14 protein-coding genes are annotated in these 17095 nt (G+C 74.4%); 11 read left to right on the top strand and 3 right to left on the bottom strand.

Translation table 11 applies throughout. The annotated features are described in order from the left end of the window. Positions 1-189: hypothetical protein (locus tag ACFWPT_RS01180; RefSeq protein WP_380478538.1), on the top strand; the 189-nt coding region annotated here is incomplete at its 5' end. A 103-nt stretch (positions 190-292) separates the two neighbouring features. Here ACFWPT_RS01180 and ACFWPT_RS01175 read toward each other — a convergent pair. Continuing rightward, positions 293-1093: a (2Fe-2S)-binding protein gene (locus ACFWPT_RS01175; protein ID WP_380478536.1), complete on the bottom strand. Its 801-nt coding sequence runs from the start codon at positions 1091-1093 to the stop codon at positions 293-295. Between the two features lie 274 nt (positions 1094-1367). Between ACFWPT_RS01175 and ACFWPT_RS01170 the strand changes: the two genes are divergently transcribed. The 10 genes from ACFWPT_RS01170 (at position 1368) to ACFWPT_RS01125 (ending at position 13679) form a co-directional block, all read left to right on the top strand. Further along, on the top strand, positions 1368-2333 hold the full coding sequence (locus ACFWPT_RS01170) for a FecCD family ABC transporter permease (RefSeq protein ID WP_380478554.1): 966 nt from the start codon (positions 1368-1370) through the stop codon (positions 2331-2333). Further along, the gene (locus ACFWPT_RS01165) at positions 2330-3364 is read left to right on the top strand and encodes a FecCD family ABC transporter permease (protein WP_380478534.1); all 1035 of its coding nucleotides are present in this window, start codon (positions 2330-2332) and stop codon (positions 3362-3364) included. Before ACFWPT_RS01170 ends, ACFWPT_RS01165 begins: the two co-directional genes overlap by 4 nt. Further along, on the top strand, positions 3364-4206 hold the full coding sequence (locus ACFWPT_RS01160) for an ABC transporter ATP-binding protein (protein WP_380478532.1): 843 nt from the start codon (positions 3364-3366) through the stop codon (positions 4204-4206). The genes ACFWPT_RS01165 and ACFWPT_RS01160 overlap by 1 nt, the downstream gene beginning before the upstream one ends. Before the next feature lie 83 nt (positions 4207-4289). After that, positions 4290-5279: an ABC transporter substrate-binding protein gene (locus ACFWPT_RS01155; RefSeq protein ID WP_380373174.1), complete on the top strand. Its 990-nt coding sequence runs from the start codon at positions 4290-4292 to the stop codon at positions 5277-5279. Positions 5280-5526: 247 nt separating this feature from the next. Further along, positions 5527-6735 (top strand): acetyl-CoA carboxylase biotin carboxylase subunit family protein, encoded by a 1209-nt coding sequence (locus ACFWPT_RS01150; protein WP_380478552.1) that lies wholly within the window; start codon positions 5527-5529, stop codon positions 6733-6735. After that, positions 6732-8447, top strand: coding sequence for an IucA/IucC family protein (locus ACFWPT_RS01145; protein WP_380478530.1), 1716 nt, complete (start codon positions 6732-6734; stop codon positions 8445-8447). The genes ACFWPT_RS01150 and ACFWPT_RS01145 overlap by 4 nt, the downstream gene beginning before the upstream one ends. Then, a complete protein-coding gene (locus tag ACFWPT_RS01140) occupies positions 8444-9664 on the top strand; it encodes an MFS transporter (protein WP_380478527.1) in 1221 nt (406 codons plus the stop codon). Before ACFWPT_RS01145 ends, ACFWPT_RS01140 begins: the two co-directional genes overlap by 4 nt. Beyond that, positions 9661-11430 carry an IucA/IucC family protein gene (locus tag ACFWPT_RS01135; RefSeq protein ID WP_380478522.1) on the top strand — a complete coding sequence of 590 codons (1770 nt, stop codon included), beginning with the start codon at positions 9661-9663 and terminating at the stop codon, positions 11428-11430. The genes ACFWPT_RS01140 and ACFWPT_RS01135 overlap by 4 nt, the downstream gene beginning before the upstream one ends. Continuing rightward, positions 11427-12647, top strand: coding sequence for a type III PLP-dependent enzyme (locus ACFWPT_RS01130; protein WP_380373165.1), 1221 nt, complete (start codon positions 11427-11429; stop codon positions 12645-12647). Before ACFWPT_RS01135 ends, ACFWPT_RS01130 begins: the two co-directional genes overlap by 4 nt. 234 nt (positions 12648-12881) lie before the next feature. Continuing rightward, positions 12882-13679: an inositol monophosphatase family protein gene (locus ACFWPT_RS01125; protein ID WP_063351525.1), complete on the top strand. Its 798-nt coding sequence runs from the start codon at positions 12882-12884 to the stop codon at positions 13677-13679. Positions 13680-13870: 191 nt separating this feature from the next. Here ACFWPT_RS01125 and ACFWPT_RS01120 read toward each other — a convergent pair whose 3' ends face one another. Together ACFWPT_RS01120 and ACFWPT_RS01115 are read right to left on the bottom strand one after the other, a co-directional pair. Next, positions 13871-15334: a pyridoxal phosphate-dependent decarboxylase family protein gene (locus tag ACFWPT_RS01120; protein WP_380478520.1), complete on the bottom strand. Its 1464-nt coding sequence runs from the start codon at positions 15332-15334 to the stop codon at positions 13871-13873. 155 nt (positions 15335-15489) lie between these two features. Beyond that, positions 15490-16977 (bottom strand): diaminobutyrate--2-oxoglutarate transaminase, encoded by a 1488-nt coding sequence (locus ACFWPT_RS01115; RefSeq protein WP_380478518.1) that lies wholly within the window; start codon positions 16975-16977, stop codon positions 15490-15492. Between the last annotated feature and the right edge of the window lie 118 nt (positions 16978-17095).

Below are 17095 nucleotides of genomic sequence, written 5' to 3'. Positions count from 1 at the left end.
CTCACCACGACCGTCACGGCCCCCGAGACCGCCGACCTCCGGCCCGCCCGCCAGGCCAAGAACATCACCCTCACCGCCGTCGCCAACCACTTCGGCGTCTGGCCCGCCACCATCTCCACCCTCGAACGCGGCACCCGCCGAGACGACGACCTCGCCAACGCCTACCGCGAATGGCTCACCACCGCTTGACAACCCATAGGAGCATCAACGAACCGCCCCCGACGATCCCCTCAACGATCCCCCAACTCCCCCCCCCGACGATCCCCCCGCCGACGATCCGCGGACGGACCTCTCAGAACCGGCGCAGCCGTTCCTCGTCGCTGGTGCGCGGGCAGGTCAGGCAGGCGGCGGCCTCGGGCTTGACGGCGTAGTAGAGGCAGCAGCCGAGCCGGGTACGGGTGTGGTGGCCGCACCCGTCGGGGGTGTGCAGACGGCGGAAGTCGGCGGCGCCGGGCAGCGGGAGGGTGCCGCCGGGCAGCACCGCCTCGGCGGCGACGACCGCGGTGTCCTCCTCGCCGAGCATCCGGCCGAGGTACCAGACGGCGGAGGCGAGGTCGTCCGTCACCATGCCCCAGAGCGCGCGGTCGCGGCGCCGGCTGGGGGCGGCGAAGGCGGCGAGCACCGGCTCGACGTGGGCGACCACGGCGGCCCGCAGTTCGGCGCGGAGTTCGTCGTCGCCGGGGAGGGTGACGTGGCCGCGCGGGCGCAGCGCGAGGTCCCCGGTGGGGGCGTGCAGCCAGAGGTCGGCGGGGTCGACGAGGGGGACTTTCCGGGCGAGGTGCCAGGGGCCCGCGATGAGCAGGCACGCGGACCAGACGTAGTGGTGCAGCAGTCTGGAGGCGGTGACGTGCGGGCGGGGGGCGCGGCCGTGTTCGGCGGCGATGCGCTCCTCCTCGCCGGCCAGGGCGGCGGCCAGGGCCCGTTCGTCGGCGGCGAGTTCGGCCCCCGAGTACCAGCCGTCGGCGGCTCGGGGGTCGGGTTCGTCGGCGTCGAGCAGGCGCAGTTCCAGCACCGGGCAGAGCTCGCGCAGGCGCCGGTAGTCGCCGGGCAGGGTGGACGTCGGTGCGACGGGCAGGGGTGTTCCGGGGATCATCGGCGCTCCGTGGATCGACTCCGCATGATCGAATAAGGTGAGCCTCACCTTACAATGCCTCAGGAAGTGCATCACCCGGGGCCGGGCCGGGCGGCGCGACACCCACGACACCCGGACGGGTCGACGCCGCGACGAACGGCCCGACATCGGACCAGGCAACCCGAGATTGACGAACTTAGGCAAACCTAACCTAAGATGTCGACTCGTGTTGAGAACCGACCCGCCGGCCACCACAGCCCCGGCGACGCCTCGATCCTCGGCGGTCCAGCGGCCCCTGCTGCTGGTCGCCGGTGTGGGCGCGCTCGTGCTGTGTGCCGCGCTGAGCCTCGCGCTCGGCTCCCGATCCATCCCGCTGTCCACCGTGGCCGACGCCCTCACCGGGGCCGCCCACGGCGGCGATGCCGATGTGGTGACGGGCCTTCGCCTGCCGCGAACGGTGATCGGGCTGGCCGTCGGGGCCGCGCTCGGCGTCGCCGGGGCGGTCGCCCAGGGCGTCACCCGCAACCCGCTCGCCTCCCCGGTCACCCTCGGCGTCAACGCCGGCGCGAGCCTCGCCGTGGTCGCCGCGATCTACGCGCTGGGCCTCACCCGGCCCGTCCAATACGTCTGGTTCGCCTTCGCCGGGGCGGCCGTCGCCGCGGTCGCCGCGTACGCGATGTCCCGGCGCGGCGGCGACCTCGACCCGGTCCGGCTCGCGCTCGGCGGCACCGTGCTCACCGTGGTGCTCACCTCCTGGACCTCCGCGCTGATGCTGGCCAGTCACCGCACCCTGGACGAGGCCCGGTTCTGGTTGGCCGGATCGATCGGCGGGCGGCAGTTGGACACCCTCACCCCCGTGCTGCCGTTCCTGCTGCTCGGCCTGCTGGGCGCGTTCGCGATCTCACCCGCCCTCAACGCGCTCGCCCTCGGCGACGAGACCGCCCAGTCGCTCGGCGTGCCGGTGGCCCGGATCCGACTGGCCGGCGGGCTGGCCGTCGTCCTGCTCGCGGGCAGCGCGGTGGCCGTCGCCGGGCCGGTGGCGTTCATCGGACTGGCCGCGCCGCACCTGGTCCGCCCGCTGCTCGGCAACGACCACCGCTGGCTGCTGCCAGGCTGCCTGATCACCGGTCCGCTGCTGCTGCTCGCCGCCGACGTGCTCGGACGGCTCGTGGTGCGCCCCTCCGAGATCGAGGTCGGCATCGTGACCGCCTTCCTCGGCGCACCGCTGCTCGCCGTACTGGCCCGGAAGGTGGCCCGGTGACCGCGCTCGCCGTGCCCGTCGGCACACTCGCCCGCCGCCGGGCCCGCACCGCCGCGTGGTCGGCGCTGGCCGCCGTCGTCCTGGTGGTGCTGACCGGCGTCGCGCTCGGCACCGGACAGGTGAGCCTGTCCGGATGGGACGCGCTGCGCGCCCTGGTCGGGCAGGGCGAACCCGGAAACGTCCTGGTGGTGCAGCAGTTCCGGGCGCCCCGGGTGGTGTCGGCGCTGATCGCCGGGGCCGGTCTGGCGATGGCCGGCTCGATGCTCCAGCGGCTCTTCCGCAACCCGCTGGCCTCCCCCGACACCATCGGTGTCACCGGCGGCGCGTCCTTCGGCGCGGTGCTGATGCTCGCCACCGGCGCCTCCCAGCAGCTGATCCCGCTGGCCGCGCTCGGCGGCGGACTGCTGGCGGCGCTGCTGCTCGGCGGCCTCGCCTGGCGGTCGAAGATGGCCGTCACCCGGCTGGTGCTGGTCGGCCTGGCGGTGCAGCAGGGCCTCGCCGCCGCCGTGAACCTGATGATCGTACGGTTCCCGGCCGAGCTGGCCTCCTCCGCGATGCAGTGGACCACCGGCTCGCTCTACGGCCGCAACTGGACCGAGGTCTGGATCGGCGGCACCGCCATCGCACTGACCGCCCTGGCCGTGCTGCTCTGCCAGCGGCGGATCGCGGTCCTCGACCTCGGCGACGACTCGGCCGGCGGCCTCGGCCTCAACCCCGGCCGGGACCGGCTCTGGCTGCTGCTGCTCGGCATCACCCTCGCCTCGCTGGCTGCCGCCCTCACCGGCCCGGTCGCGTTCGTCGCGCTCGCCGTGCCGCACCTGGTCCGGCTGCTCGCCGGGCCGCCCACCCTCGGCACGCTCGGACTCACCGCGCTCACCGGCGCCGTCCTGCTGCTGTCCGCCGACCTCCTCGTGCTCCACGTGATCCCCGTCCACGGCCTGCCGGTCGGTGCCGTCACCGCCACGCTCGGCGCGCCCTGGCTCCTGGCGCTGATGATCCGCCAGGGCCGGCCTCCCCAGAGGAGCAACTGATGACGCCCACGACGACCGTCGAGTCCGTCACCACCACCGTCAACCGGCTCGCCGCGCACGGCCTCGACCTGCGCTACGGCGACCGCACGATCGTCGACGGGCTCGACCTCGAACTGCCCGGCGGCGCCGTCACCGCCATCGTCGGGCCCAACGCCTGCGGCAAGTCCACCCTGCTGCGCGGACTGGTCAGGCTGCTCGACCCCGCCGCCGGCACCGTCACCCTGGACGGCTCCGACATCCACCGGATGTCAGCCCGGGCCCTCGCCAAGCGGATGGGCCTGCTGCCGCAGCAGCCGGTCACCCCCGAGGCGATCACCGTCGAGGCGCTGGTACGGCTCGGCCGGTACCCGCACCAGCGGATGCTCAGCCCGTGGTCCAAGACCGACCAGGCCGCCGTCGAGGACGCCCTCGCCCGGACCGGCACCGCCGAACTGCGCGACCAGCAGGTCGACCGGCTCTCCGGCGGGCAGCGCCAACGCGCCTGGATCGCGCTCGCGCTGGCCCAGGACACCGAACTGCTGCTGCTCGACGAGCCGACCACCTTCCTCGACCTGCGCCACCAGCTCGACGTCCTCGACCTGGTCGCCGACCTGCACGCCGAGGCCGGACGCACCGTCGTCATGGTGCTGCACGACCTCGGGCAGGCCGCCCGGTACGCCGACCACCTGGTGGTGCTCAAGGACGGGCGGCTCGCCGCCGCCGGACCGCCCGCCGAGGTCCTCACCGCCGACCTGGTCGAGGCCGTGTTCCAGGTGCCGTGCCGGGTGGTGCCCGACCCGGAGACCGGCACGCCGCTGGTCGTCCCCCGGGCACGGACCCGGCCGCGCGCCGCCGACCGCTGACCGCTGCCCCCCCCCCCCCCCCGGCTCCTCACCCCCGACGCTCCTCACCCCCGACACCCGCTCGACCCGATCCAAGGAACCCCATGAACCGCCGCCTCCCCGTCGCCGTTCTCGCCGTCGCCCTGTCCACCACGCTGCTCGCCGCCTGCGGCAGCGACGGCGGGACCAAGCAGAGCGGGGACGCCGCCTCCGCGAGCGCCGGCGCCTCCGCCGGCTTCCCGCGCACCGTCACCCACGCCGCCGGAACGGCCCAGATCAAGGCCCAGCCCAAGCGCGTCGTGGTGCTGGACAGCGGCGAGCTGGACGACGTCACGCTGCTCGGCATCACGCCGGTCGGCGCGGTGTCGCCGCACATGAAGACCGAGGGCGGGTTCCCGAACTACCTCAAGGACAAGATCAAGGACACCAAGGACGTCGGCCCGATGAACGAGCCGAACCTGGAGCTGATCGCCTCCCTCAAGCCCGACCTGATCCTCTCCTCCAAGGTCCGCCACGCCAAGGTCTACGACCAGCTGAACGCGATCGCGCCGACCGTGCTCGCCGAGACCACCGGGTTCCCGTGGAAGGAGAACCTCGCCCTCTACGCGCAGGCGCTCGGCAAGGAGGACGAGGCCAAGAAGGCGCTCGCCGACTACGAGGCGCGGGCCGCCAAGCTCGGCGAGGCGATCAAGGCGAAGAACGGCGGCGCCATGCCGACCGCCTCGGTGGTCCGCTTCGTGGCCGGACCGACCCGCCTCTACGCCAAGGCCTCCTACAGCGGCGTGGTGCTCAAGGACGTCGGCCTGGCCCGCCCGGCCGCCCAGGACGTCGACAAGAACATCGTCGAGGTGAGCGCCGAGCAGATCAACCAGGCCGACGCCGACCTGGTGTTCGTCACCACCGCCGACGACCCGTCCAAGACCAAGGAGAGCGAGGTCCAGCAGACCCCGGTCTGGCAGGGCCTGAACGCCGTCAAGAACAGCAAGGTCTTCAACGTCCCGGACGAGACCTGGATGTCCGGCATCGGCGTCCAGGCCGCCGACGCCATGCTCGGCGACATCGCCAAGGCCGCGGGCGTGGACGCACCCAAGTAACCGCCGACGGACGACGGCGGGCGGACGAGATGGCGGTGGCGGTGGCGGTGGCGGTGGCGGCCACAGCAGCAGCCGCCACCGAACAGCCGACAACGAACAGATGACAGATGACAACAAACAGATAACAGATTTCGAAATCTGTTATCTGTCATCTGTCGCCTGTCATCTCTTCGCTGCCCTCCCGACGTGCCCCGTGATCCGCCCGCCGTCGCTCTCGTCCGTCACCACTCTCAAGGACCACCACCCCATGCGGCTCTACCTGCTCGCCCTGAACCCCACCGACTCGGTCACCGCGGGCTTCCTGCCCGCCGCCGCCCGGCTCGGGCTCGACGTCACCGTCCTGACCGACCACGCCGAACCCCACCGGAAGGCCTACGCCGACCTCCCGTTCACCGCACCCGAGGTGCTGGAGTGCGACGTCCGGGACTTCCGCGCCGTGAGCAGCCTGGTCTCCCGCCATCACGCGCCCGACGCGGTGTTCAGCAACAGCGACCACCTGCAGACCCAGACCGCCCTGGCCGCCGAGTACTTCGGCCTCCCCGGAAAGGACTGGAAGGCCGCACTGCGGGCCAAGGACAAGGGCCAGCTGCGCCGCCATCTCGCCCTGACCGGCCAGGACACCGTCTGGTCCGCCGAGTTGGCCCCCGGGCAGGACCCGGCCGAGCTGGAGCCGCCGTTCCCCTGCGTGGTCAAACCCCGCGAGGGAGTGGCCAGCGAGGACGTCACACTGGTCGCCGACGCCGCCGAACTCGCCCTCCGCTGCCGGGAGATCCAGCACCGCCGGGCCGGCGCGACGCTGGTCGTCGAGGAGTTCCTGGACGGCCGGCTGTGCACCCTTGAGACCCTCGGCGACGGCCGCCGCCGGCACGTCCTCGGCGGCTTCCGCACGCAGCTCTCCCCGCCGCCGGACTTCATCGAGGAGGTGCTGGAGTTCGTCCCCGCGCACCCCGCCGAGGTGGTCGCGCAGGTGCTCGCCCAACTCGACGCGCTCGGCATCGGACTCGGCGCCTGCCACACCGAGTTCGTCGTGCAGCCGGACGGCCGCGCCCGGATCATCGAGGTCAACTACCGCGCCATCGGCGACCAGTGCGACCTGATGCTCGCCGAAATCCTCGGCGTCCCGCTCTTCGAACACATCCTCGCCACCCACCTCGGCCGGGAACTCCCCGCGGACCTCGGCGCGCAGTGCGCCGCGACCCCGCGCCGGGCCCGCAACGAGGTGGTCTGCGCCGACCGGGCCGGCCTCCTCACCGCCGCCCCCGGCCCGTACGACGAGGAGCACGACGGCGTCCGGCTCGCCTACCGCCCGCTGCGCCCGCTCGGCGAGCGGCACGAGCACTACCGCACCAACCGCGACTACCTGGGCGTGATGTGGGCCATCGGCGCCGACCAGGAGGCCGTGGACGCGGCCGTCGCCCGGTTCCGCGCCGCCAACCGCTGGGAGATCACCCCGTGACCGCCGACGAGCAGCTCACCCTGCGGGTGCTCTCCGCCCTGCTGCGCGAGGACGTCCTCGGCCTGCGCTCCCGCGGCGCCGCGGAGGACCGCGCGGACGGCCCCTGGTTCACCGTCACGGACGCCGAACTCGCCCTGCCCGTCGCCGCCGAGGGCTTCCAGTGCGAGTACGCCGCCCGGCTGCCCCTGCTGGAACTGGCCGGGCGCCGGCTCACCGGTCTGGACGCCATCGTGGCGGCCCTGGCCGGTCTGGCCGAGGCCGAGGACCGGCCCGGCTGGGCCGCCTTCGCCGAGGAGTGCCGCCAGACCCTCGCCACCATGGAACTGCACGAGCGCGCACGGCCCGAGGTGCACGCCCGGCTCACCGACCTGTACGGCGAGGACCCGGCCGACTGGACCGGCCTGGCCGCCGCCCTCGGCCACGACACCCTGGCCGCCTACCTCGACCACCCCGTCTACCCGACCGCGCGCGGCCGGGCCGGCCTCACCGAACACCAACTGAACTCCTATGCACCGGAGTTCCACCCCGCATTCGAGCTGCGCTGGCTGGCCGTCCCGACCGATGCCCTCACCACCCACGGCCGGCGTCCGCTCCCGAGCTGGTGGCCCACTCCGGCCTGGTTGGGCCTTGCGGACGCCTGCCCCGGCGACGGCTGGACCACCCTGCCGGTCCACCCCCTCACCGTCGGCGCCCCGCTGGACGAGGCGCTGGAGGCGGTCGGCCTGGCCGGCCGCGCGGTGCTCGCCGAGCGGCCGTACCTGACCGTCGTGCCGACGCTCTCCATGCGCACCGTCGCCGTCGCCGACGACCCCGCCTGCCACCTCAAACTCCCGCTCGCCACCGCCACGCTGGGCCGGCTCAACCGCCGCACCATCAAGCCCGGCACGCTGCTCGACGGCGCCGCCGGCCAGCGCCTGATCGAGGCCGTGCTGGCCCGCGAGCCGCGCTTCGCCGACCGCGTCCTGCACGCCGACGAGCAGACCTGGGCGCACGCCGGCCACGAACTGCTGGCCGTCCTGCTGCGCCGCTACCCCGCCGGGCTGGAGCGGGCCGTCACCGTCCCGCTGGCCGCCCTGCTGGCCCCCGCGCCCGGCGGTCGCCTGGTGCTCGACCACCTCGCCGACCGCTTCCACGACGGCGACCAACTCGCCTTCTACGACTCCTTGCTGGAACTCCTGCTGGACTGGCAGACCACGCTGTTCGACTACGGCATAGCGCTGGAGTCGCACCAGCAGAACACCTCCCTGGTGCTCGACGACGACGGACTGCGCCTGCTCTACAAGGACGACGACGGCCCGCGTGTGCACACCGCCCGGATGACCGCCCGCCTCGGCGAACTCGCCCCGACCCAGGACGACTTCGACGACGCCCGGATCTTCGGCGACGACGACCGGGCGCTCACCGACCTGTTCACCACCATCACCGGGCACCTGTGCACCGGCGCGCTCGCGTTCGGCCTCGCCGAGCACCGTCGCGCCGAACTCACTGACGTACTCACACTGTTGCGAAAGCGCCTGGCCGAGGCGGTGGACCGGATCGGGCCGGCCGGCGAGCCGCTGTGGACGGACCTGCTGGAGGCCGAACGCCTGCCGGTCAAGGCCATGGTCAGCGCCGGGACCTTGCTCAGCAAGCAGCGCTCGGGCGCCGCCGACATCAACAAGCACTACACCAGCGGCCCCAACTACCTGCTGGCGAACGGGATCGCCCGGTGAGTGTGGAGACCGTTCCGCAGCGCTCCGGCCACGGGACGGACCACGCTGGCGGACTCGGCCGCCGCCAGGTGCACGCCGTCGCCGCCTGCTACTTCGTCGCCTCCTTCGCCGCACTGGGCCTGCCGCCGTACCTGACCGCGATCCTGCCCACGCTCGGCGATCCGCAGGCCCGGTGGGCCGGTGTGCTCTACATCGTACCGACGGTCTTCAGCGCGCTCGGCGCACCGCTGTGGGGCCGGCTCGCCGACCGCTTCGGCCGCAAGCGGCTGCTGCTGCGTGCCCAACTCGGGCTCACCGTCTCCTTCCTGCTGGCCGGAGCCGCCGGCAGTCTGCCCGCGTTCACCCTCGCACTGGTCCTCCAGGGCTTCCTCGGCGGCACCTTCGCCGCCACCAACGGCTACCTCGCCGCCGCCCTCGACGGACCGCGGCTGTCCCGCGCACTCACCCTGATGCAGGGCAGCGCCCGGGCAGCCCTGGTGGCCGCGCCGATCCTGGTCGGTGCGTTGTCCCCGTGGATCGACCCGCACCGCCAGTACCTGGTGATGGCCGTCCTCCCGCTCGCCGCCGCACTGCTGCTGTCCCTGCTGCCCGAGCCGGACCGTCCGGCGGCCGCCCCCGCGTCGGAGGGACGCGTCGAGCGGGCACCCGCCGCCCCGCTCCTCCCGCTCTACGTCTTCGAGTTCGTCTTCGTCTTCGCCACCGTCATCTCCTTCCCCTATCTCATCTCGCTCGCCGAGCAACGGCTGCCCGGCGTCTCCGGCACCACCACCGGCGTGCTGTTCGCCCTGCCGCACCTGTGCTACCTGGTGTTCGCCGCGCGCATCCACACGCTGTTCCACGCCCGCCCGCACACCGGCATCGCGCTCGGCTTCGGCTTCGTCGCGCTCGGCCTGGCCGGGCACGCCGTCGCGTACTCGCTCCCGGTCTTCGTCGCCGTCCGGCTGCTGCTCGGCGCCGGGCTCACGCTCGGCCTGGTCTGCCTCGCCGTACTCGCCGCCGGAGCGGCCCAAGGGCGCGCGCCCGGGCGGATGTTCGGCACGCTCGAACTCGTCTCCAAGGGCGGCGCCGTCGCCGCCGGCGCCGTCGCAGCGCTGGCCAACGGGCAGTTCGGCGCCGCCGCGCCCGTGGTGGCCGGCACCGCCGCCGCCCTGCTGGCCGCCGTCGCGGCCACCGCGTTCTCCCTCCCGTCCCTCCGCCAGCGCTGGAGTCGCCGATGACCCCCGAGCCGATCACCCCCGAGCCGATCACCCGCAAGTCGATCGCTCACGAGCCGATCAGCCGCGAACTGCCCACCGCCGACGACGCGGTGGCCCACACCCTGCTGAACTGCCTGCTGCGGGAAGTCTCCGCCCCCGAGCACCAGACCGCCGTGGCCGACGGCCGCCTGCTGCTGCGCCTGCCCCGGCGCGGCGCCCTGCTGCGGATCGCCCTGCGCCGCACCTCGCTGCTCGGCGCGCACCGCTTCACCGGCCCGGTCGAGATCGAACGAGGCGGCAGCTGGGCGGAGTTGGACTGGCGCGAGCTGGCGGAACACGTACAGGACGAACTGGAGCTGCGCACCGGCACGGTGAACGAGGAGTTCCTGGGCCAGGTCACCTCCAGCCACGACGGCCTCCGGCAGAGCCTGGCCGACCGCCCGGCCTCCGGACCGGACCGCTACCTGGAGTCCGAGCAGGCCCTGCTGTTCGGCCACCGCTTCCACCCGGCACCCAAGTCCCGCTCCGCCGCCCGGGGGGACTGGCGCGGGTACGCCCCGGAGTCCCGTGCGGCGTTCCCGCTGCGCCACCTCGCCGTCCGCACCGAACTGCTCGCCGAGCAGTCCCTGGACGAGAGCGCGAGCGCCCTGCTGGACGGCCTCGGCGACGTCCCGGACGGCTACCGTCTGCTGCCCGCCCACCCCTGGCAGTACCAACTCATCGGCGATCACCCGCTGTTGCGCGATGCCCTGGACCGCGGTGACGTCCTCGACCTCGGGCCGCGCGGCGAGGAGTTCGCCGCCACCGCCTCGGTGCGCACCCTCCACGGCGCGGACGCCTTCCTCAAGTTCAGCCTCAACGTGCGCATCACCAACTGCCTGCGCAAGAACGCCGCTTACGAACTCACCGGCGCCGTCGCGCTCACCCGGCTGCTCGCCCCCGCCCTCGCCGACCTCGCCCGGCGCTTCCCCGACGCGGCGATGCTGCGCGAGCCCGCGTTCCGCACCCTCGCCCTGCCCGGTACCGACGGCCGACCCGACCAGGCGCTCTACGAGGGCTTCGGCCTGATCGTCCGCGAGGGCTTCGGCGGCGTGCTGCGACCCGGCGTCACCCCGCTGCTGGCCGCCGCCGTCGCCGACGAGCACCCGACCAGCTCCGCCCACATCTCCCGTCTGCTGGAGGGGAGTTCGGACGCCTACCAGGCCCTGGACTGGTGGCGGGCCTATCTGGGGTTGCTCGTCCCGCCCGTGCTCGCCGCCTACTTCGACCACGGCGTGGTGCTGGAACCGCACCTGCAGAACGTGCTCATCGGCGTAGACGCCACCGGGCACCCCACCCAGGTGCTCTTCCGCGATCTGGAGGGCACCAAGCTCGTCCCCGAGCACAACGCCGACATCCTGGCCGCCCTCCCGCCCGAGGTCGCCGGGCCCATGACGTACGACGCCGAGCGGGGCTGGGACCGGGTGGTCTACTGCCTGCTGGTCAACCACGTCGCCGAACTGCTCGCCGCCCTCGCCGACCGCCACCCCGAGCTGGAGGGCGCCCTGTGGCAGGTGGTCCGGGACACTCTGGAGCAGTACGCGGCAGGCCACGGCCGGCCGCCCCGGCTGCGGGCACTGCTCGCGGGCGTGCCGCTGCCGGCCAAGGCCAACCTGCTCACCCGCTGGGAGCGCAAGGCCGACCGGCAGGCCGGCTACGTCCGCCTGCCCTCGCCGCTCGCCGGATCCGTCCTCGCCCAGGCCTCCCGCACCTCCGCCCCCCTCTCCCTCGGGAGCGCCGCCCGATGACCGAGATCGTCCGCCGGCACGTCGCCGCCCTCGCGCCCGACGCCCTGCCCGCCTACGTCTACGACCTGGCGGCGCTGCGCGCGCACGCCGCCGCCGTCCGGGCCGCGCTGCCCGCGCGGGTCGAGCTGTACTACGCCGCCAAGGCCAATCCGGAGGCGCCGCTGCTGGCCGCGCTGCGCGACGCGGTCGACGGCTACGAGGTCTCCAGCGGAGGCGAGTTGGCGCACGTGCGGGCGGCTGTGCCGGACGCACCGCTGGCCTTCGGCGGCCCCGGCAAGACGCCCGCCGAGATCGCCGCCGCCGTGGACGCCGGGGTGCACCGCTGGCACATCGAGAGCGAGCAGGAACTGCACCGGCTCGACGCCGTCCTCGCGGACCGGCCGGGCACGGTGGTCGACGTGCTGCTACGGGTCAACCTGCCGGTCGCCACCGGTGCGCTCGACGCGGTGGCACTCGCGATGGGCGGGCGGCCGACGCCGTTCGGGCTCGACCCGGACCGCGCCGAGGAGTGCGTGCGCCAGCTCACCGGCGACGGCCCCGGCACCGGCCCCGACCCGCTCGGGCGGCGGCTGCGTCTGCGCGGCGTGCACGCCCATTTGGCCAGCGGGCTCGCGGCGGCGGAGCAACTGGCCGTCGCCGAGCAGATCGTGGCCTGGTCGGCCGCGCTGGCCGAGCGGCACGGCTTCCCGCTGGCGGAGGTCAACGTCGGCGGCGGGATGGCCGTGGACTACGAGGACCCGGCGAACCACTTCGACTGGACGGCCTTCGGCGAGGGGCTGGCCAAGCTGCTGGACGCCCACCCCGGCCTGACCCTGCGGATCGAACCCGGCCGGGCCCTGACCGCCCACTGCGGCTGGTACGCGACCGAGGTGCTGGATGTGAAGCAGAGCCACGGCGAGGACTTCGCGGTGGTCCGTGGCGGCACCCACCACCTGCGCACCCCCGCCACCCGGGGGCACTCCCAGCCCTTCGAGGTGCTCCCGGTCGACGCCTGGCCGCATCCGTGGCCGCGCCCCGCCGTCGCCACCGGCCGCGCCACCCTGGCCGGCCAGCTCTGCACCCCGAAGGACGTCCTCGCCCGGGCCGCCTCCGACGCCGACGGCCTGCGGGCGGCCGACCGCGTGCTGTTCGCGATGGCGGGCGCGTACGCCTGGAACATCTCGCACCACGAGTTCCTGATGCACCCGCGCCCGGGGTTCCACTACCTGGGCGGCTGAGGGCACCCCGGATGACGGTCGACAGGTAACAGATAACAGCTGACAGATAACAGATTTCGAAATCTGTTATCTGTCAGCTGTTATCTGTTCGCCGCCCCCTGTTCGCGCCCCGCCGCCCGCCCGTCCACGTGCCGGACCCCACCCGTGGGCCCCGCCCGCCCCAGGGGTCGCCGCAGGTCACCTCCGCACACTCGTGCGACAGTGGTAGGCAGCGAAGGGAGCGCGAACGTGCTGATGGACAAGGTGGCGGAGATACTCGCCGAGGCGTCGGCCGAGGTGGTGGAGCCGCGCTTCCGTGCGCTGGCCGCCGGCGAGGTGATGGAGAAGGCGCCCGGCGAGATCGTGACGGTCGCCGACCGCGAGGCCGAGGCGATCATCGCCCGCCGCCTGCGCGAGCTGCTGCCCATCCCCGTGGTCGGCGAGGAGGCCGTCTCCGCCGACCCCGAACTCGCCCAGGCCCTCCACGACGAGCCCGCCGCCTGGCTGGTCGACCCGGTCGACGGCACCTCCAACTTCGTCGCCGGCCGCCCCGAGTACGCCGTGATGTGCTCGCTCGTCCGCGGCGGGGAGACCGTCGCCTCCTGGATCTGGCAGCCCGCCACCGCCACCGCCTACTGCGCCGAACTGGGCTCCGGGGCCTGGCGCGACGGCGTACGCCTGACCCGGCCGCCGGCACCGCGCGACGCCGCGAAGCTGCGCGGATCCGTGAAGAGCCGCTACCTCGACCCGGAACACCGCCGGCGCCTACAGGCCAACGAGTCGGCCTTCGGCGAGGTCTCCCCCGGCCGGCACGCGGCCGGAATCGAGTACCCGGACGTCGTCGAGGGCCGCTTCGACTTCCTCCTCTACTGGCGCACCCTCCCCTGGGACCACGCCCCCGGCTCCCTGCTCGTCACCGAGGCCGGCGGCGTGTCCGCCCGGCTGGACGGCACCCCCTACCGCCCCGAGGCCCCCGGCTGCGAGAACGGCCTGCTGGTCGCCGCCGACCCGGAGACCTGGGAGCTCACCCGCACCCTCCTCCTGAGCGACTGACGGACCGCCGCCACCGCCACCGCCACCGCCACCGCCACCGCCACCGCCACCGCCACCGCAGCAACCGTGGTCATCTGGTCGCGGTCACGAATCGGTGCCCTGGTCCTCGGTCTCGAACGGGGCCTGCCCGGGCGCCGGGCGGCCGACGACAACCGACTCCCCAGCGATGACCGACTCCCCGCAGCACGCGCCTAGCCGGCCCGGTCCCCCTCGGCCTTCCGCCCGGCGCCCACCACGTCGCGCAGCAGTGCACGGACCTCCCCCGCCGTGGCGTGCGGGTTGAGCAGGGTGAGCTTGAGCCGCACCCGGCCGGGCCCCTCGCCCGGAAGTTCGGTCCGCCCGACCACCGCCCGCCCGGTGCGCAGCAGCAACCGGCGCAGGCTGCCGTTGAGTTCGTCGACGGCGGCCTCGTCGGTCAGGCCCGGCGGCCGGTAGCGGAACAGCAGGACGGTCAGCGCGGGTTCGGCGTGGAGTTCGAGCGACGGTTCGGCGCGGACGGCCTCGGCAGCGGACCGGGCGAGTTCGTGGCAGGCGTCGACGAGTCGGCCGAGCCCGTCGCGACCGAGGGTGCGCAAGGTGACGGCGAGCTTGAAGGCGTCGGCCCGCCGGGTGGTGCGCAGCGAGCGGCCGAGCAGGCTGGGGTAGCCGGCCTGCTCGTCGTCGACGGGGTTGAGGTACTCGGCGCGGCGGGCGAGCGAGACGTAGGTCTCGGTGCGGCGGACCAGGAAGACGCCGGCGGCGGCGGGCTGCCAGCCGAGTTTGTGCCAGTCGAGGGAGACGGAGTCGGCGCGGTCGATGCCGTCGAGGAGCGGGGCGAGCCGGTCGGAGAGCAGCGCGCCGCCGCCGTACGCGGCGTCGACGTGCAGCCAGGCGCCGTAGCGGCCGGCCAGGTCGGCGGCGACGTGCAGCGGGTCGATGCCGCCGGTGTCGGTGGTACCGGCGGTGGCGACGATGGCGATCGGGGTGCGTCCGGCCCAGCTGGCCTCGGCCAGGGTCCGCTCCAACTCCTTTGGTTCCATCCGGAGTTGCCGGTCGACGGGGACGGTGGTGACGGCGCGCTCGCCGAGCCCGAGCAGGGCGGCGGCGCGCTGGACGGAGAAGTGCGCGGCCTCGGAGGCGACGATGCACGGCCGGACGCCGCCCGGGATGCCGTCCAACTCGACGATGCCGTCCAGCTTCTGGTCCCGCGCCAGCATCAGGCCCATGAGGTTGGACTCGGTGCCGCCGGAGGTGAGGACGCCGGCAGCGCGGGCCGGGTCGTAGCCGACCAAGGTGGCGAGTTCGGCGAGGAGGGCGGTCTCCAGGGCGGTGGCGGCGGGGGCCTGGTCCCAGGAGTCCTGGGAGGGGTTGAGGACACTGACCGCGAGGTCGGCGGCGGCGGCCACGGCGAGCGGCGGGCAGTGCAGGTGGGCGGCGCAGGCCGGGTCGGCGGGGTCGGCGGCGCCGTAGGCGAGGAGTTCGGTGAGGCGGGCGAGCGCGCCGGGCCCGTGGGCGCCGGCCAGGCCGTCGGCGACCAGCGCGCCGAGCTCGGCCGGACTGCCTGCGGGCAGCGGCCCGCCGCGCAGGGCGATGCCGTGGTCGAGCGCGTCGAGGACGGTGGCCAGCAGCGGCCCGAGCGCGCCGGGCCCGCCGACGCCGCCCGCGAGGGCGTCCAACGGGACGGGCCCGCCGGGCAGTCCGGCGGCGGCGCCGGAACCACCCCCGGCCCCGGCCCCACCCCCGGCCCCGGAGTCACCACCGGCCCCGGATCGGGCGCCCGAACCTCCTCCCGAGCCTTCCCCTGAACCGCCACCGCCCCCTCGCCCCGCGCTCATTCGGCGCCCCGGGCCGCGGGAGCCGCAGGGCTCGCCACAGCGGCGGAATCGACGGCCGCCGCAGCCGCGATCGCGTCGGCGAGCCGGTCGAGCACCGCAGCGACCTGCTCGTCGGTGATGGTGAGCGGCGGCAGCAGTCGCAGCACCGCGTCGTGGCGCCCGCCGAGTTCGACGATCAGCCCGCGCGCCAGGCAGGCCTCGCGGACCCGGCGGGCGAGCGCCGGGTCGGCCGGCCGGGCCCCGCAGGCGTCCGGTTCGGCGGCGGGGTCGACGAGTTCGACGCCGATCATCAGGCCGCGCCCGCGCACGTCGCCGATCACCGGCAGTTCGGCGGCGAGCCCGCGCAGCCGGGCGGTCATCCGCTCGCCGACGACGGCGGCGCGCTCGGCCAGTCCGTGGGCGGCGACGTGGCGCAGGGTGGCGGCGCCGGCGGCCATGGCGAGGGTGTTGCCGCGGAAGGTTCCGGTGTGGGCGCCGGGGCGCCAGCCGTCGTAGTCCTCCCGGTAGACGACGACGGCGAGCGGCAGGCTGCCGCCGATGGCCTTGGAGAGCACCATGGCGTCCGGGACGATGCCGCTGTGTTCGACGGCCCACATCGCCCCGGTGCGCCCGACGCCGGTCTGCACCTCGTCGACGATCAGCGGGATGCCGCGTTCGGCGGTGATCCGGCGCATCTCGCGCAGCCAGCCGTCGGGCGCGGGGACGACGCCGCCCTCGCCCTGGACGGCTTCCAGGATCATCGCGGCGGGCGGGACGACCCCGCCCGAGGGGTCGTCGAGCAGCCGTTCGACGTAGGTTGCGGCGAGGTCGGCGCCGGCCTCGCCGCCGACGCCGAACGGGCAGCGGTAGCCGTACGGGTAGGGCAGCCGGACGACCTCGCCGCCGCTCGGCAGCGGTTCCTTGACGGCGACGTTGCCGGTGAGCGCCAGGGCTCCGGCGGTCATGCCGTGGTAGGCACCGGTGAAGGCGAGCGCGCCGGACCGGCCGGTGGCGGTCTGCATCAGTTTGAGCGCGGCCTCGACGGCGTCGGTGCCGGCGGGCCCGCAGAAGTGGATCCGGGCGCCGGCGGCGAAGTCTGCGGGCAGGCTCTCGAAGAGGGCGCTGGTGAAGTCGTCCTTCTCGGCGGTGGCGAGGTCGAGCAGGTGCAGCGGGGCGCCGCTGTCGAGGGTGCGGCGGATCGCTTCCAGCACCACCGGGTGGTTGTGCCCGAGGGCGAGCGTCCCGGCGCCGGAGAGGCAGTCCAGGTAGCGCCGCCCGTCGGCGCCCTCGACGGTCATGCCGTGGGCCCGTACCGGGACGATCGGGAAGGACCGGGCGTACGTACGGGCGGCGGACTCGCGTACGCGCTGGCGGCGCAGGATGGCCTCGCCGGAGGCCGGGGCACCGGCGGCTCCAGCGACACCAGCGGCTTCGACAGCTCCGGCGGCTCCGGCGGCTCCGGAGGAGGAGGCCGGGGCCTGGGCGGGAACGGCGGCGAGCGACAAGGCAAACCCCCAGAAGAAGTTAGGTAAGCCTAACTTTACCGCCCCTGACCTGGCGGGATACCCCGGGGGCCCCCAGAACCACCCGAGTGAGTGAACCGCCCCCGGTCCTGCCAACGAG

The organism is Kitasatospora sp. NPDC058478, from assembly GCF_042720345.1.
Taxonomy (GTDB): domain Bacteria; phylum Actinomycetota; class Actinomycetes; order Streptomycetales; family Streptomycetaceae; genus Kitasatospora.
The sequence above is the reverse complement of the archived record's forward strand: the minus strand, read 5'-3'. Positions and strand labels throughout refer to the sequence as shown.